The following is a 25,471-nucleotide window of genomic DNA, read 5'->3' as shown; positions in this document are numbered from 1 at the left end:
TTGTTGTTCTAATTATCTCATTGGGTAGATTAAACAGACACTTTCTGCGAGAAATCTTTCCTTAGTTTGTTCAAGCTGTTCAGGATAGTAGCATCATACTGCTTGTCGCCAACCGTGAGTACAAAGCCTCCTATCAGGTCTTTATCCACCTTCGCATCAAGAATTACCTGACACTTGGTAGCCTCTGTAACCGCCTGCACGATTTGGTTTCTGTTCGACTCACTTAGAGGAGCGGCAGAAGTTACCGTTGCCTTAATGATCCCTTTACGCAGGTTATACTCATTTACAAACTCCCTTGCGGTTGCGTAAAGAACTTCAGAACGACCTTTGTTCACTACTATCCTGAAAAATGATAAAACCACTTTATGAAATGTTTTTCCAAACAGCTCATTCAGAATAGAAAGTTTTTTATCAGGACTGATAATAGGGTTTCTGAGAATAGCAGCTAATTGCGAGTTCATTTTCACAACACGGAGAAACGAATCGATATCAGCTTTAATAGGCTCAAGCGCCTTTTGCTCTTCAGCCAGATCTATTAATGACTTAGCGTATCTTGATGCTACTTGTATTTCAGACATCTTCTTCTATTAGTTCAAGGTTCAAGGTTCAGAGTTGCGGGTTTTTGATTTGGCAAACTCTAAACTCTTAACTCTTACCTCTTAACTCAATTTTACTTCTTTTAACAAATCAGTAACCAGTGCTTCCTGTTTAGCATGATCTTCAAACTGGCGGCGTAATACCTTCTCAGCGATCTCAAGCGATAACGCAGCTACCTGACCTTTTACTTCGTTCAGGGCGGCCGTTTTCTGACTGTCTATTTCCTGTTTTGCCTTTTCAATCATCTTAGTGCCTTCAGCTTGAGCACTCGTTCTGGCTTCAGCAATGATTTTATCTTTGAGCTCCTTTGCTTCCTTCAAAATATGGTCACGTTCCGCACGAGCCTCTTTCAGCAAAGTTTCGTTCTGGCTGGTTAACCTGCTCATTTCCTCCTTGGCCTTTTCAGCTGATGCAAGAGCATTTTCAATGGAACGCTCGCGTTCATTAATAGAACTCAGGATAGGCTTCCACGCGAATTTTCTTAAAATAACCAAAAGCAGAAGGAATGCCAGAGTCGACCAAACTACAAAACCTAAATGGTGGTTAAGTATACCCTCAAATAATTCTCCCATTTTTTCTATCTTTTATTGTCTTTTCTTCATAAATAAAGGCCGGAAAAATAACCAATCGTTAATTCTCCGGCCTCTTTTCAGACCGAAGTCCCTTTCTTATTGAGGATTGTTACCCAACAAGGCTACTACCACACCGAACAGAGCAACACCTTCTACAAGGGCCGCTGCGATGATCATAGCAGTTTGAATTTTGGAAGCAGCCTCTGGCTGACGTGCAATACCTTCCATTGCCTTACCACCAACCTGACCGATACCTAAACCAGCACCGATTACTGCTAAACCTGCACCAATTGCAGCTATTGAACCTACCATAATTGTTGTTATTTATATAGTTTAAAAATGTTTCCTTATTATTAATGATGATGTTCATCAACTGCAGTCCCTATAAACAGGGCTGTAAGCATCGTAAATATAAATGCCTGCAGAAATGCAACCAGAAGCTCCAGAACGTCCATAAACAGTACAAATGCGACTGAGACAGGCGCTATGGCGAGCGACTTGAAGATGAAGATCAATGAAATTAAGCTAAGTACAATAATATGCCCCGCAGAAATATTCGCATACAAACGAATCATTAATGCAAACGGCTTTGATATTACACCGATTATTTCAACTGGGATCATGATTGGATAAAGCCACCAGGGTACATCAGGTAATAAGATATGTTTCCAGTAATACTTGTTACCACTAAAATTAACGACAAGAAGCACTATAAAAGCCAGCACGAAGGTCATAAATATATTCCCCGTAACGTTGGCTCCTCCCGGGAAGATAGGCAGCAGGCCAAGCATGTTGTTTATCCAGATGAAAAAGAACAGCGTCAATAACAACGGCATGTATTTAGTGTACTTGTAACCGATGTTTGGAATTGCTATATCGTCGCGTACAAAAAGTATGATCGGCTCAATAAGCGACTGAAATCCTTTCGGCGCCTTCCCTTCACGCTTTTTATAAGCAGAGGATACAGACGTGAATATCAGTACAAGCAGGATAACGGCAACCCATATCGCCGCGATATTTTTTGTGATTGAAAAATCATATACATTCGAAGACGCAGCTTTGTCTATCTCTCCCGAAGCATTAACGGCAAAGATCTTGTCTTCTATAAGCTTGTATGTGTAGTACTTGCCTTCATAAGCATCCTCACCATGATGGAATTTTGCAGATGAGAAAACCTCCGCCCCTTTGTCAGTAATCAATATCACCGGAAGTGGTAAAGAAGTCTCTCCCCAAAGATGCCAGTAATGTGAATCTGCGATGTGATCCATGATAGCTGAAGTTGGATCAAATTTACCCTCCGCATGCCCTCCTTCTTTATGTTCGGTAGCAGGAATCTGAGCATCACTTTCAACAGCAGAACTAAAGGTTGTATCGCTGTCTTGATGCTGGGCTTTTATGTCGGTAACGTTAAGTAGAAATAAAAAAAGAGCGGCAACTGCACTTATCCCTGTTTTTCTTAGTTTAAAAATATCGCTAAAATCCATTTAATACGTGATTATTCCGATTTATTTTGGTCGCGCAAGTTAGTTAACAACACCCATATTTCAAAGCCACTAAACAAGAAATAAATTGAAATAAAATCAATGACGAAAATCACTTTATCAACATTTATTCTGAGCAGGTAAACAAGAGCAAAAAGCATGCTAATCAAAAGCTTTACAATGATGGCTCCAAGGATGGCATATACAGAAAATTCGCCGCCTTTTCGGATGCCTGTCAATGAGAAATAATAGGCCATTAAGGTAAGGACTGCGAGCCCGCCGAAAATGACCCAGAATTTAGGGATTAAAAGTGAAATACCTAAGCCAGAATCTAAAAGCACAAAAAGTAAACCGATACAGGTTACAAAAACAGCGAATAAAAAAGTAAAGCGAAGTATACTCAAGATTTATTTTTTTTAACAGAGCGGATAACCAGATACAAGGATATGAAAACCCCCGCAAGACTGAAGAATGCAGTAAAAAGCGGAGTTTTCGAAGCCTGCCCCTCATCAATTTTATATCCGATAAACGCAAAAACTCCTATCACAGCAATCATTTGAAAACCCATACTGGTGTAGTAGGCATAACTGTTAAGCGCCTTCTTTCCGCTGCTTTGATTTTGGTCCGTGCTGTTACTCTTCTCGTCTGCCATCTCCTCCGGGATTATACAGCTTCAAACTTAGATAAACTTGTATTTAAAAACAAGTTTACCCTCCACCCCTTACGACGAAACGACTGTCTTAAGGCCCCCGATGACTGAACTCCGATAATGAATATTCTATTTTCTGTAAACCTTTCCTATGTTCTGCGTACAAGAGTTATACAGCTTCGTATCTGTGAAAATCGTATTTTTGTTTAGAACCAAATTACTTTAGTTTGAAAATCTTCTCATCTTTAAAATATATTCCCGGCATGGCTCTTTTTTGTATTCTGTCCATAGGATGCAGATCACAGAAAGATACTACATTAAACCGTGGCCTTCAGAACCTTACCACACGTTACAATATTCTATACAATGCTAATTTGCTTCTTGAAGAGAGTCTGCTTACTATCGAAAACACATACTATGATGATTTCAGTCAGATATTACCCATATATAAAGACCCCTCTGAAAGGGAGGCCCCTTCTGTAGCTCCCATTATTGATTCGGCGATTAAGAAAGCAAATACCATCGTTAATGAAAAGACTCAAAGTAAATATATTGATGATGCTTACTATCTGATAGCCAAGGCTAACTATTTGAAAGCGAATTTTTACGATGCTTCAGAATTTTTCTCTTACGTAATTAAAACATATCCTGCGGAGAAAGAACTCAAGCTCTCCTCACTGGCATGGAAAACACGGGCGCTAATTCAGCTGAACTATCTTGAAGAAGCAGGAGCTACCATTGACAGTGCGCTCAAGTATCTTGACTCTTCCAGCAAACAGGCAACTGAAGTTTATACGTCTTATGCCCAGCTCCTGATACGAACAGGCAAGGCACCACAAGCACTTGAAGTGCTCGGAAAAGCCCTGGATACAAATCCTCCTAAGAAGTATAGAATACGGTGGACTTATATTCTCGCGCAACTACAGGAAGCTAACAACCAGAGAGACGATGCTTTTTTAAACTACTCCAGGATTGCAAAAAGTAACGCGTCTTTCGAGATGGCATTTAATGCAGAGCTAAACCGGGTCCGCATGAGGGACGAAGAGGGCAACCGTAAAAACGACAAGATAGCCAGCCTTAGATCAATGCTTAAAAGCGACAAATACCTGGATTTCTCAGATCAGATCTATTACCGTATCGGCGACGTTTATCTTGAACGGCAACAACTAAGCGAAGCCATTATGAGCTACCAAAAGGCGACGAAACAAAACACCAAAAGCCAGGTACATAAAGGGTTATCTTATCTGAAACTCGCTGAAATATATTTCAGAACAGGAAACTATACTAAGGCTAAATCTTATTATGATACTACCCTGAACACGCTGCCTCCAACGTTTCATGGATATGACCAGATCAGGCGTAAAAGCGGGAATCTGGAGTTACTTGCCGACCGCTTCCGGATCATTGCAAAAGAAGACACCCTTCAGGCTCTGGCGAGAATGAATGAGGCCGACAGGGAAGAGCGGATCGGGCAGCTTGTCCGTGAGCAGGCTCAAAAAACAATAAATGAATCGGGCTCTCCTGTCAATCCCGACGCCTTTATAGCTGCTATAGACAACCCCAACATTCGGCAGAAGGAAGGAAAGTTTTATTTCAATAACTCAACTGCTATAAGTCAGGGATTCTCAGACTTTCAACGAAAATGGGGAAGCCGGCCACCCGCAGATAATTGGCGAAGAAGTAATAAAACAGCCTCCGACGTTACCGAAACAGTGCAAAACCAGTCGGGCACAGGAACACTCACTCAAAATCAAACCCCTTCTTCACCCGATGAGAGGCGTAAAGCGTACATCGCAGAGGTGCCGCTTAGCCCTCAGGCCCTTCGCCTCTCAAATGAAAGAATCGCCGCGGCATACTACGATATTGCCGGCTTTTACCGCGACGAGATGAAAGACAAAGACGAAGCGATACGTACGTTTCAGGAACTGCTAAAACGTGTTCCCGAAAGTTCCTACACCCCTGCTGTTTATTACAATCTTTACCTCTTGTACGCGCAGACGAACCGCCAGCAGTCAGATGTTTACCGCGACATGCTCCTGAAACAGTACCCTGAAACAGCTTACGCAAAAACTGTTCTCAACCCAAGATATGGACGGGAGGCGGATGAAAAGGAGGCAGCAATCAATCAAACTTATAATTCAGTATACCTTCTTTACACGTCACGGAAATACCCGCAGGTAATAGATGAAATTTCAAAAGCAGAAAGACTTTTCGGAAAAAACAAGCTTTCACCGCAATTTGCCTACCTGAAGGCTCTGGCAGCAGGCCATATTCAAAAACTTCCCCCTTTTGAAACGGCACTTCAGGCGCTGGCCGATACATTCGCTACCGACCAGTTAATCGCTCCGATTGTACGCCAGCACCTTGAATATATCAGCAGTCACAGGGAGGAAATGAATAGCCGGCCTACGGCCCTTCTCGAATACGACCCCATGAATATTTTTATGGAGCCTGAGCCTGTTCAGTCATTCGCCGCAAATGAAAAGCGCCCTCTAACAACATCACCCGCGAATAAACCTTCAGAGACAGTGCCTGCCGGGCAAGGACAAAAGGTTGAAACGCCGACCACAGATACCGCACCAGTTAAAACTACTACTGAGCCTAAAGCGGCCCTGCCACCGGCAATGTACAGCCTGCCTGATTCAGCTGAATACTATTTTGTAGTGAACGTTCTCTCACCCGGTGTTAATTTGAGCCCTTCCCGATTCGGCATAGGCCAGTTTAACCGGTCGAAATTCGCCGGATCTTCAATAAAACATCAATTAAAAACAGTTAATAACGAAAATCAGTTGATATTTGTAGGCCCGTTCTTTAGTCGTAAAGACGTTACTAATTATGAAAGAAGCATTCTTCCGTTAATAAACGATATTATGAAGATAGCTTCCGAAAGATATAATACTTTTGTAATTAGTAAACGGGAACTGGAGAAGTTAAATACCCGTGCGATGATAAACTCGTACATGGAATTTTATAAGAACTACAAATAACATGCAGCAAAGAAAAGCTCATTTAACTAAAGAAGAAACACGCCGTTATACAGTCACATTCTGGAAGATCGTTCTTGGCTGCATAGCCTTTGGAATCATTCTGATATTTAGTGTCGGACTTGGCCTGTTCGGAACGCTACCATCTTTCCGCGATCTCGAAAATCCTAAAAGCAACCTTGCGTCGGACGTCATTTCTGACGACGGCGTGGTACTGGGCTCCTACTTTGTGCAAAACCGTTCAAACGTTCGTTACGACCAGATATCCCCTAATGTAATCAACGCTTTGATTGCGACGGAAGACGTCAGGTATTACAGTCACTCAGGCATTGACTTTAAACGAACCTTTACAATCATTTTCTATAATCTCATTGGGAAAAAACAGGGAGCAAGTACTATTACACAGCAGCTTGCTTTAAATCTGTTTCAGGAAGAAGGCCGCGCCCACAATGTCTTCAAACGTTTTATTCAAAAACTCCAGGAATGGATCATAGCCATAAAGCTCGAAAGAAACTATACCAAAGAAGAAATAATAACGATGTACCTTAACACGGTCGACTTCGGTTCTTATAACAGCTTTGGTATAAAGGCAGCTTCGCAAACGTATTTTAACACCACGCCCGACAAGCTAAAGCCGGAGCAGGCAGCGGTTCTTGTTGGAATGTTGAAAGGACCTTCCTTCTTCTCTCCGGTGCGGAATCCGGAAAGATCGCTGGCCAGAAGGAATACCGTTCTCGAAAATATGCGTAAAGCAGGTTACTTGTCCGATCCCGAGGCTGAAGAACTAAAACAAACACCGTTGGTTCTGAAGTTCAGACCGATTAATCATAATGAAGGATACGCAGCGTATTTCAGGGCTGTGCTTAAGAAAGATATTCAGAAGATTTTTGAAGAACAAAACATTAAAAAGGCCGACGATACACCATACGACCTTGACCGGGACGGCTTAAAGATCTACACAACCATCAACTCGCATATGCAGAAGTATGCCGAAGAAGCGCAGAGTGAATATATACGTACGCTGCAGACTCAGTTTAACAAGGTATGGAAGGGACGGAATCCGTTCAAAGGAGAAGCAGAGATATTGCTTGAACAGGGAATGAAACGTTCTGACCGCTATAAATACCTCAAAGACGAAGGTCTTACCGAAGGCGACATACTGAAATCATTTAATACGCCCGTCAAAATGAATGTTTTCAGTTGGAAAGGAAATATAGATACAGTGATGACTCCTATGGACTCCATCAAATACTATAAATTGATGCTAAGAAATGCGTTGGTATCCATAGAGGCAGGAGACAGTCCATCTGTTGGCTATGTGAGAGCCTGGGTTGGAGGAATAAATTTCGAACATTTCAAATATGATCAGGTAAAGATGGGAACCCGCCAGGTAGGATCAACGGCAAAACCATTTACTTATGCCGTCGCTATAGAGAACCAGGGATTCTCCCCTTGCTACCAGGCCCCCAATGAACCGGTTACAATTGATGGATGGACTCCCCGTGCCTATAAGCCTATACCCGGTTATATCACGCTTAAAACCGCTTTAGCTTATTCACAGAACTATGTAACAGCCTATATGATGAAGCAGGTAGGACCCACCGCTGTGGTTACCTTGCTTAAAAAGATGGGGATCAATTCACCAAATCTCGATCCTTATCCTGCAATCTGTCTTGGGACTTTTGACGCTTCTTTATTGGATATGACGGGAGCTTATTCAACATTTGTAAACCATGGGGTTTTAAATGAACCGATCTATCTTCTTCGGATCGAGGATAAGAATGGCACAGTGATCTACGAACGGAAGCCGAAAGTAACCGTTGCGCTGAATGAACAAACAGCCTATGCGATGACGGACATGCTCAAGGGAGTGGTCCAGCGGGGAACAGGGCGCCGCATTCAGTATAAATACCGGCTGACGAACCCTATCGGAGGTAAAACCGGCACCACTCAGCGTAATTCCGACGGCTGGTTTATAGGTATAACGCCACAGTTGGTTACCGGCGTCTGGACCGGAGCTGAGGACCGCGCTATTCACTTCCTGTCTACAAGCCAGGGCGAGGGAGCTAATTCAGCGCTGCCCGTATTTGCCTTGTACATGAAAAAGGTATATGCGGATCCCACACTTAAATACACCAAAGGCGACTTCCCTACTCCGAAAGGAGGAATGAGCATAACACTCAACTGTGATGCCTATGTTCCGAAATCTGTTACCGACTCGGCTGGAGTACCCGCAACAGAACCGAACCCGTAATGGGATGCAGGTTGTGTGTGGTGTGTTGCAGGTTGTATTATGGAGTTATGAATTATGAGTTATGAGTGGGTGTTATGAATTATCGGGTGCGACTTGAATTTATATATTGATGGTTGCAAGAAAAGAAGATCTCGTAAACAAAGAATTGAAGTACTGATGGCTCCTATGTTTACAGCAGAAAAAAAAGGAGATAAAAAAGATAAGATACCAATAAATTTGAAGGAAAAAAAGTGAAAAAGGGTGAGAGCGCACCGATGGCTAAGCAGCCTTAAAGGTATGCAGGCAGTCAGATTACAGCCTCACCTTTTTTACTCTCTTAGAGTTTGAACAGAATGTAAGGAATACCCCTGGGGTATATCCAGAATATCCAACAGGAGAAAAAACGGAGAGAGACCTTCACTTTCAAAACAAAAAGAAAAGATTGGTATGAAAACCGTAGTAAAACAGGTAGCAGGCATTGATGTAGCACAAAAAGAATTAGTTGTATCACTAGGAAAAATGGATCAGCAATGGACCCCTAAGATCGTAGGACATAAGACCTTCACTAATAACAGTAAGGGTTTTAATGAATTGCGTGCCTGGGTCAGTAAACAGTGTGAAGATCAGGTTGAAGTACGTTATGTTATGGAATCCACCGGAGTGTATCATGAAGCTTTGGCTTATTATCTTTCAGGGGAAGGATGTGCAGTGAGTATTGTCCTGCCCAATAAAATCAGTAATTATTTCAGGACCCTGAAAGTAAGGACCATTACAGACAAAAGCGCCAGCGAAGCCATCTGTCTGTTTGGCCTTGAACGTAAGCTGGATGATTGGAAGCGGCCTGCACCGCTGTATAAAACACTCAGGCAACTTACCCGTGAAAGGGACCAGTTGCAGCAGGAGCTGAACCAGTTGCGAAACCAAAAACATGCAGAACTGGCTGAAGCAGAGCCCAATGAAGGCACGCTTATCCGGCTTGACAAACGGATTAAACTATTAAAGGACCAGGCCGCAGAGATCTGGGAGGAAATCAGAGAGATGCTTGCCAAAAATCAAAAAGTGAGTGCAACTGTAAAACAGCTCACCTCTATTCCAGGTGTAGGTGCCCTTACGGCAGTGACCGTACTGGCAGAAACCAATGGCTTTGATCTGATACGCAATCAGAAGCAACTTACCGCCTACGCAGGACTGGACGTCAAAGAAAAGCAGTCGGGAACTTCCGTAAGGGGGAAAGCGCAGATATCTAAAAGAGGAAACCGGCACTTGAGAAAGGCGATGCACTTCCCTGCGCTTACAGCCATCAGGCACGATGTGCACTTTAAAGCAGTGTATCTCAGGATAGTGGAGAAACAAGGAATCAAGATGAAAGCTGCCGTGGCGGTACAAAGAAAAATACTGGCTTTAATGTACACCTTATACCGTAGTGGCAAAGAATACGACAAAGATTATCTTCAAAAAATACAGATAGAAAAGAATGAGGCGGAACGACGACAAACAGCTTAAAATAGTTAGAGTAGCAGTCACAGACCGCTACTCTAAAGAGGCTGGCTCAAGGCCGCCTTGGTTATACAAAAATACAAATAAATTAATTTTATTATTTGGTTCTTAACACAGAATCTGACTGCTGATAGCTAAATGCTGATAGCTAATGCTAATTGCCAGGAGCCAATGACCAGTAACACAAACATGGAATTCGACTACCGCGAAGCATTAAAGAAGATCCCGCCCAAACCGGGTGTTTACCAGTTCTGGAATGAAAGTGGCGAGCTGATCTATATCGGGAAGGCTAAGAATCTCAGAAACAGGGTTGGGAGTTATTTCAACAAGGATAGCTATAGGGTGAACGCAAAAACGAGGGTATTAGTGAGCAAGATTGCTAATATTACCTTTACTATAGTCGACACCGAGATCGATGCCTGGCTGCTCGAGAATAGCCTTATAAAGAAGCACCAGCCGCGATACAACATCATGCTTAAGGATGACAAGACCTATCCATGGATTGTCATCAAGAACGAACCATTTCCAAGGATCTTCTGGACCCGCCGCATCATAAAGGATGGTTCTAAATACCTTGGTCCTTACGCCTCCGTGAGCATGATGCACACGATCCTTGATCTTGTTAAGGAGATCTACCCTTTACGCACCTGTAATCTTCCCCTGACGAAAGAAAACATTGCAGCGGGCAAGTTTAAAGTCTGCCTCGAATACCAGATCGGGAACTGCAAAGGCCCCTGCCAGGCTTATCAGACCGAAGAGGATTACAATCATAATATCGATAATATAAAGGACATCCTGAATGGCAAAACTGGCGCGGTAATACGGGGCGTTAAAAACGATCTTGAGACAGCAGCTGCAAGCCTGAACTTCGAACAGGCCCATCGCCTTAAACATCAATATGATTTACTGGACCGCTATCAGAGCAAATCGACTATCGTAAACTCTTCCATCTCCGATGTTGATGTCTTCAGTATTGCGTCAGAAGAGAAATATGCTTTTGTAAATTTCCTCAAAGTAATGAACGGAACTGTCATTCAAACGCAGACTCTTGAACTAAAGAAACGACTCGACGAGACCGACGAGGAGTTATTAAGCTTCGCTATCTCCGAGTTCAGGAGTAGATTTAACAGCCATTCAAAAGAAATCATCGTTCCCTTTGAAATTGATCTCGACGACCCGGGGATACGGTTCACAGTACCCAAACTGGGTGAAAAGAAAAAACTCCTCGATCTTTCACAAAAGAACGTAAGCTTCTTTAAGCGTGAGAGGATAGAACAGTATGAAAAATTGAACCCTGAGGTTCGAACCGACCGGCTGCTTAGCCAAATGATGAAGGATTTGAGGTTAAACCAGCTCCCACGGCATATAGAATGCTTTGATAACTCCAATTTCCAGGGTAAATACCCCGTTTCGGCGATCGTGGTGTTTAAGGATGCAAAGCCTTCGAAAAAAGATTACAGGCACTTCAACGTGAAAACTGTAGAGGGGCCAAATGATTTTGCCACGATGGAGGAAGCTGTTTACAGGAGGTACAAAAGAATGATTGAAGAAGGATCACCCCTTCCGCAACTGGTCATCATCGACGGCGGCAAAGGACAACTGTCGGCTGCCCTAAAAAGCCTGAAGTTGCTTGGAATTGAAAACCAGCTTACCGTCATCGGGATTGCTAAAAGGCTTGAAGAACTCTTTTATCCCGGCGACCAGTACCCTCTCTATCTTGATAAAAAATCGGAAACACTCAAGATCATACAGCAGCTCCGCGATGAAGCTCACCGCTTTGGAATTACATTTCATCGTCTCAAGCGAAACAAAGCTACCCTGGCAACAGAACTAAAGAACATTCCCGGCATCGGTAAAACCACTGCAGAGAAGTTGCTGCAACACTTCAGATCGGTAAAAAAGATCCGGGAAGCCACAAGCGATGAGCTCCTGGCCGTCCTTAATAAAAAACAAGTAGATTCCCTCCTGGGGTATTTTGGGGAAGGATAATTATCAATTAGTATCAAGTATTTAGTATCAAGTATCAAGACTAAATGCCTGGCATGACAGCAAAAAAGCCGGAAAGATGCTAATCTCCCGGCTTTTTTACTGTAGTTAATCTATCTCTTAGCAGGCAAGACCTGCTCCCAATTGCTTCTTGATACTTGATACTTGAATCTTGATACCTGAATCTTGATACTTGATACTAAATACTAAACACCTAATACGACCATAAATCATGCTCGTAGTCGAGCAGCTCTTTTTTGATCCGTTCAGATTCGTAGAGGCGATCTATGCCCTGGGCGTAATCCTTTATCCTCAGGTCTTCAGGATTTGACTCTTTTACAATATAACTTGAAAAAAGCCGCTTCATGAAAATATCGTCGTAGCTTAATCCCGTAGCGTCATTGTTTCTTGTAGTCACCGGCTTGGTGACGAAGATATGACGGGCTTCAGGAAAATAGATCCAGAAAGCAGGTTGCTCTCCAAGGTCCTGCCCGGCAGCCTTAATTTTCACCATTGGTGCGATACCGATAATTCTTGGCTCATATACTGAACGGTTCTTATCAAATATCCAGTCCTCTTTTATCTGGAATTTCACCACGCTGTCAGGGTTAAACTCCCCTGTAGCCATGTGTGACCCTATTTGCTCGCCATTTGCATTAAAGTCGGGTATAAGAACGCTATCAGCAAACTTACCCATCACCTGTTCCGGCTTGAGAACGGTAGCGAAAGAGTCGCCGTTAGGATCATCCTTGGTACTTACTGCATCATAGGCTCTAAGCTCGCCTGCTGTCACAGCATTCATGATGATATCAATCAAACGGGACTTAGGAGAAGCATACGCCGAGTTCATCTTTTCCCTTACATCAATCTCACGCCATATTCTTTTTGAGAACATCACATCCACGTCCCTAAGATTGGCATAAGGAGTTACTTTAGCATTCTCTATATTGCTCTTTCTGAAGTAACCGTCTACAGGTCTTTCCTGTGCCGTATCTACAGGTACCGGAATGGTTGAGTTATTCATATTAGGCTGCTGCGCGTAAAGCATCGCTCCCAACATACTGAATAAACCGGTTATGCAAATTCTTTTCATATTCTTTTAATTAGCCGTTAAAGCTATTGAGTTTAATGCCCTTGGAGACCCATCGGGACCAACAGCCACGATGTTATCAAATATCACCCTTGCACCAGGGCCTATTCCCGAAAGCGCGGTTCTCATAGCACCACTAAGCGAGTTTCCAGACGTCTGAAGAACAATAGCATCTGCCCGTGGCTTCGCTATGATAAGACTAAATCGGGTGACAGAGAATTTTGCATCGAAGTCAAAACCTTCAAGCATCGCAAATACATTGTTCTGCGCCTTTATTGCTACCGAGCTAAGAACACCGCCGGTTTTGCCTGCAAATTTAGCTACTGGGTCAGGGATTCGCTTAACTCTGAACTCTGTTGTTCCGATAGTCTGCACTTTACCGGGTGCAATTTCTGCAGCCACAGATACAGTTGCCTTTCCGGGAGAACTGACCTTCACAGTGTACTTTCCATTCGCTCCGGAAATACTACCACCGCTCATGCTTACACGCATATTTTCTTTTGGAATTCCTGGCGCCGATATAGATACAGGATTAGGAACACCGATGTAAAATACATTCATTTTATCAGGTGATACTACAGCCGACGGCCGCGCTACCTGGTACTTCTGCTCTGTAGTTGGATATTCTTTAATTGAACCATCCGTTTGTTTTACCCTGACCTTCCCAATCCAGGAGAAAACGCCTTCTTTATTCGTCGAAACAGTATACACACCCTTTCCGTCCTTTACTGGAAGAGTAGATCCGCCCACTGTAATAGTAGGATTAGACCTCGAATCGTAAGCAGTAAGAAATACCTCTGCAGTATATGGCTGGCCCTGGATCAAATAAGATGTAGGGGCAACCGCCACAGCTGAGAACTTGTCAAGATTCACTACAGCCTGATCCATTTTACCCAATATCCGTTTAACAACATCCGCTTCTGCGTTCTTGTTGTCGGTTTGAATCTTCGTTAAGATGGTCATCGCAGCTGTCAAAGGAGTGCCTTCACCGAAGTTTACGTCCTCCCAGGTCCTCTTTCCTTCAATAGACTTTGCAGGATCTTTTGCCACGAGTGATAATGATACCGTCTGACGTTCCTTCTCATCAAGAAGAGCGATCAGCTTTTCGCGGGTCTCATTGATTTTTGCCTTTAACTCCTTACCCTTCTTTTTATTGATCATGATCCCCGGTGCAATATCCAGATTATCCCGTGCTTTCAAGTCTCCGGTTTCGGGATCATATCCCTGGCCCTGACGGGCGAACTCCTTTTTTATGGATTCTATATAGTTATTCAGATCGTCTGAAAGGGCCTTTGCTTTTTTTGCATTTTCGTAAATAGGCCTCGCCCGCTCGGGTTCGTCTTTCAGCTTCGTGCTTTCGAAAGCGGCAAACATCTGATCTACACTAGTGTTGACGTTTGACTTTGAAAGTTCTAAACTATCGTTTATATTTTTAAACGCATTTAAAATAGTATCTGAGACATTCAAGGCCAGCATAGCGAGCAATACCAAATACATGATATTGATCATCCGCTGTCTTGTTGTTTCTTTTCCTCCGGCCATGCTTTTTTAGATTTGTTGCTTTAATTTAGATAAATGACAAATTGTTATATTCCGCTATTAAACCCGTGGTTGATTCATAGCGGAAAGCATATTACCGTATACAGAATTCAATGATCCCAGGTTCTTGGCCAGTCTTCCCACTTCCTCTTTGAACTGTTTCGAGTCTTCCAGAGATTCATTAAAGTTCTGCATGGTTAATGAAAGGTTCTGATAGAATTTATTCATCGACTTTAAATGAGCGCTTGAGTCCTGCAACTCCAGTTCGTAAACAGCATTCAAAGCAGAAAGATTTTTAGCAAGGCTATTTACCTGTTCGTGATATAACTTAGAGTCGATCCCCGAATTCCCCATTTCCACCAGTCCGGCAGAAGCTTTGTCAAAAGCAACACTCAAATTATCAAAACTTGCCGAAGCAGTTTTCAGTTTACCGGTAAATTCGTTGGTAGCGATGGTAGCATCCGAAACATTAGAAATAGCAGCAACCTTATCACCAAATGTCCTTAGTCCTGATCCCAGGCTTTCAATAAGCTCAGGTCCGATCTTTGCATCTGCCAGCATTTTATCCAAAGCTGCTGATGTAGAAGGAGCAGCCAAAGCAGGACGCGCACTTGCTGCAGGCAGTTCACCCGTAAACTCGTCATCCAGCTCAGGGTATACCCTTGTCCATTCAGGATCTTTAGCAGGAGGAACAAATCCGGTTATGAAGAAAAGGAATGCTTCCACTCCAAGTCCCACACCAATCATATAATTACCTAATATACCGCCAATATGGAGGATCTTAAATAATGCTCCAATAATAACCACACTTGCACCCCATGAAATCGCTGTATGCAGGGGCTCTAATTTGAATTTTTTCTTGTTAGCCATAGTAAAATAATAATAGTGAAGATGTATTGTTAAAAAGAACTTTTATCTCTGATATCTCTTCCTGGAAAGCGGGTCACGCAGCGGAAGCCAATATATGATTTTGCCGTATCCTGATACTCGAAGGCCCTGGTAGAGTTTTGAAGGAAATAACCTATATCTTTCCATGAACCTCCTCTTACTACTTTTCTTTTCATTACCTCCGGATCACTCGCTTTAGCCTCATAGCTAAACGTAGGATTCAGATCATGTACAAAAGTGGATGCAGACTCATCATAAGCCGACGCTGTCCATTCGGCCACATTACCGGCCATATTGTATAATCCAAAGTCATTCGGATAGTACGAGCGGGCATTTACAGTCACAGACCCGCCGTCGTCATTGTAATTCCCCCGTCCAGGCTTAAAGTTAGCCATTAAGCACCCCTTTGCATTCCTGATATATGGGCCGCCCCATGGATAATCTGTTCCCACGCGACCTCCCCTCGCTGCATATTCAAACTCTGCCTCCGACGGTAGCTCAAAAGGTAACCGCGGATTTCTTGATCCTTGTTCGCTTCCTTCATACAAACGGGTCCGCCAAATGGTGAACGCTCTCGCCTGACGCCAGGTAATACCTACCACAGGATAACTTGCATAAGAGGGGTGAGAAAAATACCCTTCCGTCATCGGATCATTCTGCGCATAAGCAAAGTCAGCCAGCCATACAAGAGTATCGGGATATACACCTACAGTATCGCGGAAAATGAAGTCAGACCGTTTCTTGCTTTTATCTCCCCGGTAGTTCGCAGCTTCCCGGTAATTCATGATTGCGAAGTTATACTTCAGAAGACGTACATCAATCTCATTTCGATCAAACACACGATCTTCTCCCTGATAATACATCGCTTGCAGTTTATTTGCATTGGCAGCATTTTTTCTGGTATTCCAGATAACAGAGCCATCTCCAACTTTTTTCCAGTCGATATATTTAGGACCGCCGGCATTAGCTGCCTGTCCTTTTGTCTGGATGTAAAGCTTAGGATCCTGTAAATAATCGGTTATAGCAATGGAGTCCCTTACCCAGTTCACAAATTGCTTGTATTCGTTGTTTGTGATTTCGGTTTCGTCCATGTAGAATGCCTGAACGGTTACCTGTTTATTCTGTGCAATCTGGGCAAAAGTAATATCCTGATCAGTTTGTCCCATAACAAAAGTACCTGCCGGTATATAAACCATACCATAAGGCACTCTGCTGCTATTCACTTTTTTAGTTCTTACTCCAACCAGTTCTCCACCTGCACCGCCCTTCCCGCAGCCACTTGAAAACGCTGAAATGGTTGCGAGAGCGATAATATATAATTTTCTCATTGATGTTTTGAACTCTTGCTTAAAAAAACCTGCCTAATATACAATTCTTAACCATCTAAACCTAAAAACATTATCATGGTTTTCTATTGCCCGATAAGTATGTGGGTTTTTACGAAGGATAGAGGCGAAGGTTTCACAATTCGGGGATAAAAATTCGCAGAAGGCCGTATTATTTGTTTACCATCTTAATATATTGCTCTATAGCCATGGTCATACTTGGGGCGTTAGGCATAGGCGCGGGAATATCTACAATGAGGTTTCTTTCCTGAATTGCTTTCTGCGTACTAGCACCAAAAGCGGCTATCCGCGTCGTATTCTGTTCAAAATCAGGGAAGTTCTTATATAAGGATTGAATGCTCGATGGACTAAAGAAAACGATGATATCGTAAAACACATTCGCCAGATCGGATAAATCACTGCATACGGTACGAAACAATACCGCAGTGGTAAAATTATACCCATTCTCCTGCAAAAACTTTTGCGTTTCTTCTGTCGCAACATCCGAACATGGATACAAGAATTTCTCAGCAGCGTTCTTTTTTAATACCTCAGCAAGATCCGAGGCTGTCTGTTTTCCAAAGAATATCTTCCTCTTCCTATATTGAATATACTTCTGAAGGTACAACGCAATGTTTTCCGACAGACAGAAATATTTCATTTCTGCAGGCACTTCGTGTCTCATCTCTTCGCATATCCTGAAAAAATGATCCGCAGCGTTGCGACTTGTGAAAATAACCGCTGTATAATCCGCCAGATTAATCCTCTCTTTTCGAAAATCCTTGGCTGGAACACCTTCAACATGGATAAATGAGCGAAAATCGACCTTAACATTGTATTTCTTAGCCAGCTCAAAATAAGGCGATTTTTCCGTATCGGGCTTTGGCAGGGTTACCAAAATACTTTTTACTTTTCTCTTTCTAGCTTCTGATTGCATATCTTCCTTTAGAACCTGAGCGCCTTAATTAATATTAATAATGGGCAAATTTCGAGGGCACAAAGATAGATAAATAAATAAACTTTAGGAAACCTATACCCGGATAATATGTTCGTTATTGCTCTGAGAAACTGGAAAAAGAAAATAAAACCTATTAATATGAACGACAAGTAGATATAATAAGGCGCAAACCTCGCCGGCGTCAAGCTAAAAGCAATAACTATTGGCAAAAACAGCAAGGCAAGGTTAAAGTAGCTCATAAATAAAATGGAAATATATTCCTTCACTATTTTCCCCGCATCAAATAAGAATCCCAGTATCTTTATTATTATTATTTTTAAAGTATATAAGCCGATGACGATAAATGATAGCCTGAAAAACCAGCTTACACCGCTATAGCCATACGACAACTGAAAATATTTCCCGCATTGATAGAGAAACATTCCTATAGTAAAGCCAAACAAAAGGTACAGGAATACAAAAGGCCAGGAATTAAAAAAGTTCTCCTCTTTATTGATCTGCCCTAAAACTCTGTTGCTAAAAAAAGCATGAATCATAGCCGACAATTCCTTATTAAAGGCATTCCTCAATACGGCGAAAAGCATTAGAAGCACAAATATAAAGGCAACGACCCACAGCTCTCCCTTTGCCCGTAGCCTGCCCTCTTCGTATTTAGAAAGCTTTGTAAACCTGCGCGACCATCCCTGAAAATCAACACCTTTCACCATGTAATATCGCACCAGGCTATCACGAAAGAGATTCGGGCGTTTAGGGTCAGGTATCTTTACCGATGCCAGGTTCAAAGAGTCGGCAACGGCCCTGATTGAATCTCTTGCATACCTGATTGAGTCGCGCCTGAGCATCCAGCGCGCAATAGACGCAGAATCCCGGTATGCCGGTTGCCTGGCAACACTGCCGGCTTCAACTGTCGTTGCCCCCCGGGTGGCCTGAGAATCAACCTGGGAAAACACGGTAAGTCCCGAAAAAACCGTAAAAAGAAGCAATAAAAGGTATTTAACAGGCATCCTTCAATCTCTTTGAACCGCAAATGTACCTGAATAATTGATTCAAAGAAAGTAAAGGGACGTCTGTTATATGATTAAGTTATACGACGACTTTTCGGGAGGCAAAGAACGGGATCAACGAGCATAACAGGATTACTGTTGCAATCCCGGCTACCAGAATAGTTCCCTTGGTAGTAAAGGCGCACAAGACATACAACAGCAAGGCAATAAAAGCCAGTGCAAATGCTATAACCTGCAACCCAAACCTGTTCTGACGCTTAATCTCTAATGCTTCTGTCGCATCAATCTCTGCTACTTCGGTTTTCTGTGCCGCCCGTCTGTCCTGAAGCTGCTGATATTCTTCACTGATCCAGCCCTTCGATGCTGCATATACTTCATATAACAGCAACAGAATACAGGGGAGCAACACACCCAGCAACATCTCACTGGCTCTGCTCAGTTTATAATCCATAAGCAGGGGCAGAACCATCTTAAATATAAGATTCACTATCAGACTGATCACTGTAATATATATCGTTGCTCTTCCGGTAATCCGCTTAGAAAAAAGCGCCCAAATTGGCGGAGCAAGTAACGGGCCACCTGTTATAGCCCCCACACTTAGAGTAAATTCAACTATACCTCCAATATAAGGTACAATCAATGCAATGATGATCATCCCTATCCCAAAGAACCAGGATGACAATCTTGCCACTTTCATCAACTTCCTGTCTGAAGCATGCGGGTTGATCCCTTTATAAATATCATTAGTAAATACTGCCGAGACAACATTCAACGCCGTATTGGCCGATGCCGAAGTGGAGAAATACATACCTGTTAAAATCAATCCCATTAGTCCTGCCGGCAGCACCTGCTTGCATACCATCAGATACGCATTCTCCGTTTCCAATCCAGTCAGTCCCGGGTTCATCGTCCGGTAAATCATCGGTGGAAGCATCCACAGCACCGGACTGATTATATATAGTCCTGCAAAAAGAAAGGCCACCTTTGATGCCGACTTGGGCGTATCCACACTGGTATAGCGCTGTACAAAGGTCCAGTTTCCGCCAATATAAAAGATGTGATACAGAGCAAAAGCCACAATAAAGCCCCAGGTATACTCTCCATTCACTATATGAAAGAAGTTCTCAGGAACACGTTCTAAAACCACGTTTACACCTCCCGCCTCTGAAAACGCCAGTGGAATGATCAGAAGCACCGCTGCCGTAAGGATCACAAACTGAAGAATATCAGTCACCATTACTGCCCATAGTCCTCCTACTGCCGTATAAGCGATCATGAAGATACCCAGCACCACGGTAACCGGCACGAGGGGAAAGTCCAGTGAAGAGCCCACCAGCCTGGCTACCGAATACAGGACCGAGCCTTTTATAAACAACGATACCAGCATAAAGATATATATAAAGCTCTTCTGCACCTTATCTCCCAGCCTTTCCTTAATAAACTCTGCTGCAGTAAGGTTACCGGTAGCCTTCCATTTAGGTGCAAGATAAAGACCTGTTACCAGCCCCCCTATGCACATGGTCCACTGAATGGTTACTGCCACCCAGCCGTATTTGTAGGCAATAGATCCCCAAGCTACAAAGGTTCCCGCCGAAAAGAAACTCATAAAGAGAGAAAGCCCCCCGATGAACCAGGGCACAGCCTCTCCACCTGCAAAAAATGATTTAAGGTTTCGGCCCGTACGGGCAAACATGAAACCTATGAGCATGATAAATACTGAAAATACAACGATGACAGAAGTGTCGATTAATGAGTTCATGATTATGGTTTATCCCTCGTTTACTGAAGTGAAAAGGATTGTCCTACTTAAATATCCCTGTAACATCTTACCGAAAATATAGCAGCAGGAACATTGGCGGATGGATGCTCTGCTTCTATCTGTATTTTACTGGTGACTACCGGCTCTTTAAATATGATGGTATTGCGCGTCTGGTAGTTATCCTCTTTCTCAAATAAGATATTCCCCTTATCATCTTTCACTTTATAATTCCTCACACAGAACGGCATTACATTCTCCGGATGCGTCATCAGCACCGATTCCATGGGATGGTCATAATCCGTATCAAAGAACAACTCGATTTTACCAATTTTCTTTGGCTCATCCCACTCAATTGTAAGCACAGGCGATGGGTCGTCCGGATCCGCTACCCACGCATTCGGCCCTGTAGTCGGCCGGTCTATCCCATTGGCGATGTTCGCTGCTCCGAATACCTGTTGTGCCCGGCTCATTTCTATAGCAAAGTTATGCCCCCCGGGCCGCCGTTGAGGACACCAAAATTCAAATTCATCTACTCCTGAGTCTTCAGGAGGAGATTGCTTACCGTAATTTGATACTGCTTTATTAACCAGATTAAACACCGAAAGAACGCCTGTAACCCGCTTCTCTGTATAACCCAACTGTATCTCCGGATTTTTGCTCACTATCAGGTATACATAGGCCGGTTCTTTTAAGATAGAATCAAAATGAATTCCTACCGTTTGCTGTCCAGCTTTAAGGCTGAATTGTTTTTTAGAGAGGCTTAAGTCGGGTGTATAATTTCCGTTGCGGCTGCTGATCCTTAGCTCAGTTTCCAACATAGTATCCTTTAACGCATTTACATCCATACTAAAGGAAGGAATTTCTCCTGTATCAACAGGAAACATCTGTGCCGAGGACCAATCCAGTGCTTTCCAAAGCCCCTCATGCAGGAATCCCTTAAAACGTATCTCACTACTCGCGATAGCCCTGCCTTTCTGTATGATATCGCGCTGATCTTTCAATATCAAGCCGGGTATAAATTGTCCGGTTTTCATTAATTCCCTCTGCAGGGTTAGCATTAAGCCATTGCTTAGGATGTCGCGCGGATTTAAATTATTTTCAATGCAAATCTTTGCTGCCATACCTACTGCCTGTCCGACGTAGGCACAGGTAGCCATAACACGTGTAGCTCCGAAGGCAACATGACTAACACTGATGATTCTGCCTGCAAGAAAAAGATTATTTATATTCCGGCTGTAAAGTGAGCGGTAAGGGATTTGAAAAATGCCCTTACTATGCCATTGGTTGCATCCCGGCTTTTCACTAAACACTCCGTCTGCTGGATGAAGATCTATCGACCAGCCTCCGTAAGCCACCGCGTCTTCATGTGTCCGCTGCTCAATCAGGTCCTGTTGTCTTAAAATATAATCGCCCTCAAAACGCCTACTCTCTCTTTTTCCGGGTATAGTTCCTACCCACTCTAGCGTCATCGTTTCTGCCTCCGGAAACTCTCCTGAGTTCTTTATATGGTTCCATACTCCATAAATTACCTTCCAAAGCTCCCATTTAATCTTCTCGGTGTCATGTACAGTATCCAGCCGGCCACCATATTCTACCCACCAGAGCTTGCAGCCATGCTCCTTAGCATTGAAGTTACGGTAGCGAGGTACTTTAGTGATATCGCCTAAAGCAAAAGAAGGAGGAATAAATTTCACCGGTTTCCCTGTGTCCTTACTATAAAAGTACAGAGAGTGGCCAAGCAATTCTCCATACTCAGTGTCAGGTGCCATTTGTTCTCCAAATTCTTCTTTGCTTTCCGCTCCCATCCTGAAGGCTGCCCCCGACAGAAATCCAACAATGCCGTCCCCTGATGCATCGCAGAACAAAGGGGCCTTCAGAATATACTCCGTAGAGTTTTGACTGCAAAACGCCTTTAATAAATTTATTGTATCAGCGTCTTCCTTCTCTGCTTCATAAACCGCCGTGTTCAACAATAAAGTAATATTAGATTCCTTCATTACTTTATCAAGTAAGAGCATATCCAGTATAACAGGATTACCCTCGGGATTACGATAAGTATTTTCTACCAGAATCTCATCAATTACTCCGCCTTCACGCGACCAGCGATTATTATTACCCATATGTGAAGTCGCTCCTAACATCCAAAGCCGTATCTCGCTTGAAGCATTGCCTCCTAAAACTGGCCGGTCCTGTACAAGGATTACTTTAATGCCAGCCCGGGCAGCTGTGATTGAACTGCATATTCCAGCCAGGCCTCCACCTACAATGACAAGGTCTGAATACATCGTTTTTTGCTGCAACTCTCTTTTATTCTTTTCTATACTTTGAATCATATATAAAATCTCAATGTTCTTTCTTGTACTTTCACTGTTCGCCAGCGTATGTAAATCATTTTACCGCTACCGGTTTCCTTAGCCTGATGTCTTCTGAAGAGGCACCGACAAGTACCTCAAACCTTCCAGGATTGTAATCAAAAACTCCCCTCTCCGGTCTGTAATACGAAAAAGCGTTTGCATCAAGGCGCACAGATACTCTTTTAGATTCGCCCTTTTTAAGAAATGTCTTTGAAAATCCTTTGAGCTCTTTAAATGGCCGCAGCGCTTTTGACTTAAGTTCCCTCACATAAATTTGTGCCGCTTCTGCCCCGTCCACGCCACCGGTATTTGTAAGAGTAAACGTCACTCTTATATCAGGAAACCCAGGCTTACCCTGATCTGCAATGGATAGATTACTATATCTGAAGCTGGTATATGACAAGCCAAACCCAAAAGGGAACCTGGGTTTGACAGCACTGATGTCGTAATGCCTGTAGCCTACAAACAAACCCTCCTTGTAGGCTATCCTTTTGGTGTTCGCGGGATCATAATAGCTGTCGTGAACGGGATTATCTTCCCACCTTCTCTCAAAACTCACAGGCAGCTTACCGCTTGGACTTATATAACCGAATAAGAGCTCCGCAACTGCGGTCCCTCCTTCCTGCCCGGGATACCATAGATGCAACAGGGCCGGAATACTGTCTATCCAGCCATTCATGTCAACGTTACCCCCGGCATTGAGCAATACTACCGTTTTAGGGTTCGCTCTTACAATACAGCTAATCAGACTATCCTGAAATTCAGGCAAGGAGAATGTGCGATCATTACTCTCGCGCTCGCTGCTCTCGTTAAAGCCCATGCAGACCACAGCGGCATCAGCTGATGCGGCAGCACGAACAGCTTCTTCAAAGAGCAGTTTATCTTCGCGCCAGGCCAGTACAATATCTACCGGGTGAACATTGGCAAAGTACTCTAAACGGATGTCGTATTCTTTTCCGGCCTCTAACACCACAACGGCTTCTTTTGTGGTAATTCCCTGATCACGCCACTCATTGATAACCTGCTTTGAATCTACGAATAGCCTGAATCCATCAAACCCCCGGACTGTAAAACGATATCGTGCGGTTTTCTGCGGTCTGATCACACCCGTCCAGCGTATGGAACAATGATCAAACGGAATGCCTTGTTTCTCAGCAGCAATATGCCAACCGTTATTGATGCTGACCGTGGTATCAGTCACAATCTTCTCAGGTTGGCCGATCAGCCTGATATTATTAAAATACTCACCTTTTAAACCTCTTATCGGGCTATTTCTCCCTGTATAAAAAATAGATGAGGCCACCACGTCTGGCAACGTAGGAATTCCCGCGGCATAAATAGTCCTTATATCAGGGGCAATCTTATTGATCCCTTCCAAAACCGATACTGAATGAAAAGGAAATGTATAAGAACTGCCTCCTCCGGCTATATAAGAATTCGCATTAGGCCCAATTACAGCCAGCGTTTTGATCTGGGCAGCAGAGAAAGGCAAAGTGTTGTTTTTATTTTTCAACAATACAATTCCTCCCCTCGCGAGATTGGCCGCTACTTCAGCGGCATCAGGGTTGTCTAGCGGGATCGATCTATCCAGCTGAGCCTTATCGAAGAAGCCGAAACGAAAAATAATCCTTAATATACGCCGCACTTTATCGTCAATAGTCGACATGGCCACGCGGCCGTCCGCAATAGCCGGAAGCAATATGTCTTTTGTCATAAACCTGGCCCGCGGCATTTCTAAATCCAGCCCGCCGTTCGCGGCCGCAATACCATCGTAGGTAGACGACCAATCGCTCATCACAAAACCATCAAATCCCCACATTCCTTTTAATATCTTGTTATTCAGAACATCGCTTTGTGTCGTATAAACTCCGTTTACCGGATTATAGCTGTTCATCACAGACCCCGCCCTCGCCTCCCGGACACTGGCTTTAAAGGCGGGCAGGTATATTTCATGTAAGGTACGTTCATCAATATCGCTGCTTACATTATTTCTGTCCCATTCCTGGTTATTTGCTGCGTAATGCTTAACTGTGGCCACTACCTTTTCATCCTGTAGTCCTTTAATATACGCCACAGCCATGCGTGCATTTAAAAATGGGTCTTCACTAAAATATTCAAAGTTCCGGCCACCCATCGGCGCACGTATGATATTCACTCCTGGAGCCAGCAAAACATGTACTGCCCGTGCTTTTGCATCTCTGCCGAGTTGTTTTCCTAGTTGATACACCAAACTCGTGTCCCACGTTGCGGCAGAAAGGACGCTTGCAGGATATGCTGTTGATTTCCCGTCTTTATGCGTTCCAACCGGCCCATCGGTCAATTTTATTTCAGGCAGTCCCAGTCGTTCAATTCCCCTGATGTAAAACCCGTTATAACCACCTATATAGTCAATCTTTTCCTCGCGGGTCATTCTCGAAAGCAGGTCGTTCACTCTCCCCTCAACATCCGCTGTGCTGTCCCTGTAAACCTGGGCAGACAAATTGAGAGAAACCATCAGACAACATACAGCATTAAAGGACTTTATTAGCTTTAAATTCATATCAATCTTTTTTCCA

Annotated in this window: 19 protein-coding genes; 4 read left to right on the top strand and 15 right to left on the bottom strand. The window is 43.4% G+C overall.

Going from position 1 to position 25,471, the window contains the following annotated elements:
* Nucleotides 1–29: 29 nt before the first annotated feature.
* From atpH to BDE36_RS03875, 6 genes are all read right to left on the bottom strand, one after another.
* Nucleotides 30–578 (bottom strand): ATP synthase F1 subunit delta, encoded by a 549-nt coding sequence (gene atpH, locus BDE36_RS03900; RefSeq protein WP_128771316.1) that lies wholly within the window; start codon nucleotides 576–578, stop codon nucleotides 30–32.
* Nucleotides 579–659: 81 nt separating this feature from the next.
* Nucleotides 660–1,169, bottom strand: a complete 510-nt coding sequence (locus tag BDE36_RS03895) for a F0F1 ATP synthase subunit B (protein ID WP_141813805.1) — start codon at nucleotides 1,167–1,169, stop codon at nucleotides 660–662.
* 96 nt (nucleotides 1,170–1,265) lie between these two features.
* Nucleotides 1,266–1,481, bottom strand: a complete 216-nt coding sequence (gene atpE / locus BDE36_RS03890; RefSeq protein ID WP_128771318.1) for an ATP synthase F0 subunit C — start codon at nucleotides 1,479–1,481, stop codon at nucleotides 1,266–1,268.
* A 41-nt stretch (nucleotides 1,482–1,522) separates the two neighbouring features.
* Nucleotides 1,523–2,653, bottom strand: coding sequence for a F0F1 ATP synthase subunit A (atpB, locus tag BDE36_RS03885; protein WP_141813804.1), 1,131 nt, complete (start codon nucleotides 2,651–2,653; stop codon nucleotides 1,523–1,525).
* Nucleotides 2,654–2,664: 11 nt separating this feature from the next.
* Nucleotides 2,665–2,907, bottom strand: a complete 243-nt coding sequence (locus tag BDE36_RS23950; protein ID WP_211360907.1) for a hypothetical protein — start codon at nucleotides 2,905–2,907, stop codon at nucleotides 2,665–2,667.
* A gap of 143 nt (nucleotides 2,908–3,050) precedes the next feature.
* A complete protein-coding gene (locus tag BDE36_RS03875; protein ID WP_141813802.1) occupies nucleotides 3,051–3,302 on the bottom strand; it encodes an AtpZ/AtpI family protein in 252 nt (83 codons plus the stop codon).
* A 260-nt stretch (nucleotides 3,303–3,562) separates the two neighbouring features.
* Between BDE36_RS03875 and porW the strand changes: the two genes are divergently transcribed.
* From porW to uvrC, 4 genes are all read left to right on the top strand, one after another.
* Nucleotides 3,563–6,286 carry a type IX secretion system periplasmic lipoprotein PorW/SprE gene (gene porW, locus BDE36_RS03870; protein ID WP_141813801.1) on the top strand — a complete coding sequence of 908 codons (2,724 nt, stop codon included), beginning with the start codon at nucleotides 3,563–3,565 and terminating at the stop codon, nucleotides 6,284–6,286.
* Between the two features lies 1 nt (nucleotide 6,287).
* Nucleotides 6,288–8,537, top strand: coding sequence for a transglycosylase domain-containing protein (locus tag BDE36_RS03865; protein WP_141813800.1), 2,250 nt, complete (start codon nucleotides 6,288–6,290; stop codon nucleotides 8,535–8,537).
* 426 nt (nucleotides 8,538–8,963) lie between these two features.
* A complete protein-coding gene (locus tag BDE36_RS03860) occupies nucleotides 8,964–10,019 on the top strand; it encodes an IS110 family RNA-guided transposase (RefSeq protein WP_141813799.1) in 1,056 nt (351 codons plus the stop codon).
* A 165-nt stretch (nucleotides 10,020–10,184) separates the two neighbouring features.
* Nucleotides 10,185–12,002, top strand: a complete 1,818-nt coding sequence (gene uvrC, locus BDE36_RS03855) for an excinuclease ABC subunit UvrC (protein WP_235904382.1) — start codon at nucleotides 10,185–10,187, stop codon at nucleotides 12,000–12,002.
* A 211-nt stretch (nucleotides 12,003–12,213) separates the two neighbouring features.
* Here the strand turns inward: uvrC and porN are convergent, their stop codons facing one another.
* The 9 genes from porN to BDE36_RS03810 form a co-directional block, all read right to left on the bottom strand.
* On the bottom strand, nucleotides 12,214–13,092 hold the full coding sequence (gene porN / locus BDE36_RS03850) for a type IX secretion system ring subunit PorN/GldN (RefSeq protein ID WP_128771324.1): 879 nt from the start codon (nucleotides 13,090–13,092) through the stop codon (nucleotides 12,214–12,216).
* 6 nt (nucleotides 13,093–13,098) lie between these two features.
* The gene (porM, locus tag BDE36_RS03845) at nucleotides 13,099–14,631 is read right to left on the bottom strand and encodes a type IX secretion system motor protein PorM/GldM (protein ID WP_128771325.1); all 1,533 of its coding nucleotides are present in this window, start codon (nucleotides 14,629–14,631) and stop codon (nucleotides 13,099–13,101) included.
* Nucleotides 14,632–14,688: 57 nt separating this feature from the next.
* Nucleotides 14,689–15,498 (bottom strand): type IX secretion system motor protein PorL/GldL, encoded by an 810-nt coding sequence (gene porL, locus BDE36_RS03840; protein ID WP_128771326.1) that lies wholly within the window; start codon nucleotides 15,496–15,498, stop codon nucleotides 14,689–14,691.
* A 29-nt stretch (nucleotides 15,499–15,527) separates the two neighbouring features.
* A complete protein-coding gene (gene porK / locus BDE36_RS03835; protein ID WP_128771327.1) occupies nucleotides 15,528–16,844 on the bottom strand; it encodes a T9SS ring complex lipoprotein PorK/GldK in 1,317 nt (438 codons plus the stop codon).
* Between the two features lie 169 nt (nucleotides 16,845–17,013).
* Nucleotides 17,014–17,778 (bottom strand): uroporphyrinogen-III synthase, encoded by a 765-nt coding sequence (locus BDE36_RS03830; protein ID WP_128771328.1) that lies wholly within the window; start codon nucleotides 17,776–17,778, stop codon nucleotides 17,014–17,016.
* A gap of 8 nt (nucleotides 17,779–17,786) precedes the next feature.
* The gene (locus BDE36_RS03825) at nucleotides 17,787–18,803 is read right to left on the bottom strand and encodes a DUF4271 domain-containing protein (RefSeq protein WP_141813798.1); all 1,017 of its coding nucleotides are present in this window, start codon (nucleotides 18,801–18,803) and stop codon (nucleotides 17,787–17,789) included.
* A 79-nt stretch (nucleotides 18,804–18,882) separates the two neighbouring features.
* Entirely contained in the window at nucleotides 18,883–20,562 is a 1,680-nt protein-coding gene (locus BDE36_RS03820; protein WP_141813797.1) for a sodium:solute symporter family protein, read from the bottom strand.
* A 47-nt stretch (nucleotides 20,563–20,609) separates the two neighbouring features.
* Nucleotides 20,610–22,895 (bottom strand): FAD-dependent oxidoreductase, encoded by a 2,286-nt coding sequence (locus tag BDE36_RS03815; protein WP_141813796.1) that lies wholly within the window; start codon nucleotides 22,893–22,895, stop codon nucleotides 20,610–20,612.
* Nucleotides 22,896–22,950: 55 nt separating this feature from the next.
* Entirely contained in the window at nucleotides 22,951–25,455 is a 2,505-nt protein-coding gene (locus BDE36_RS03810; protein ID WP_141813795.1) for a beta-glucosidase, read from the bottom strand.
* Nucleotides 25,456–25,471: the final 16 nt, after the last annotated feature.

The sequence above is a fragment of the Arcticibacter tournemirensis genome (assembly GCF_006716645.1).
GTDB classification, from domain to species: domain Bacteria; phylum Bacteroidota; class Bacteroidia; order Sphingobacteriales; family Sphingobacteriaceae; genus Arcticibacter; species Arcticibacter tournemirensis.
This window is presented reverse-complemented; position numbering and strand designations above follow the sequence as displayed.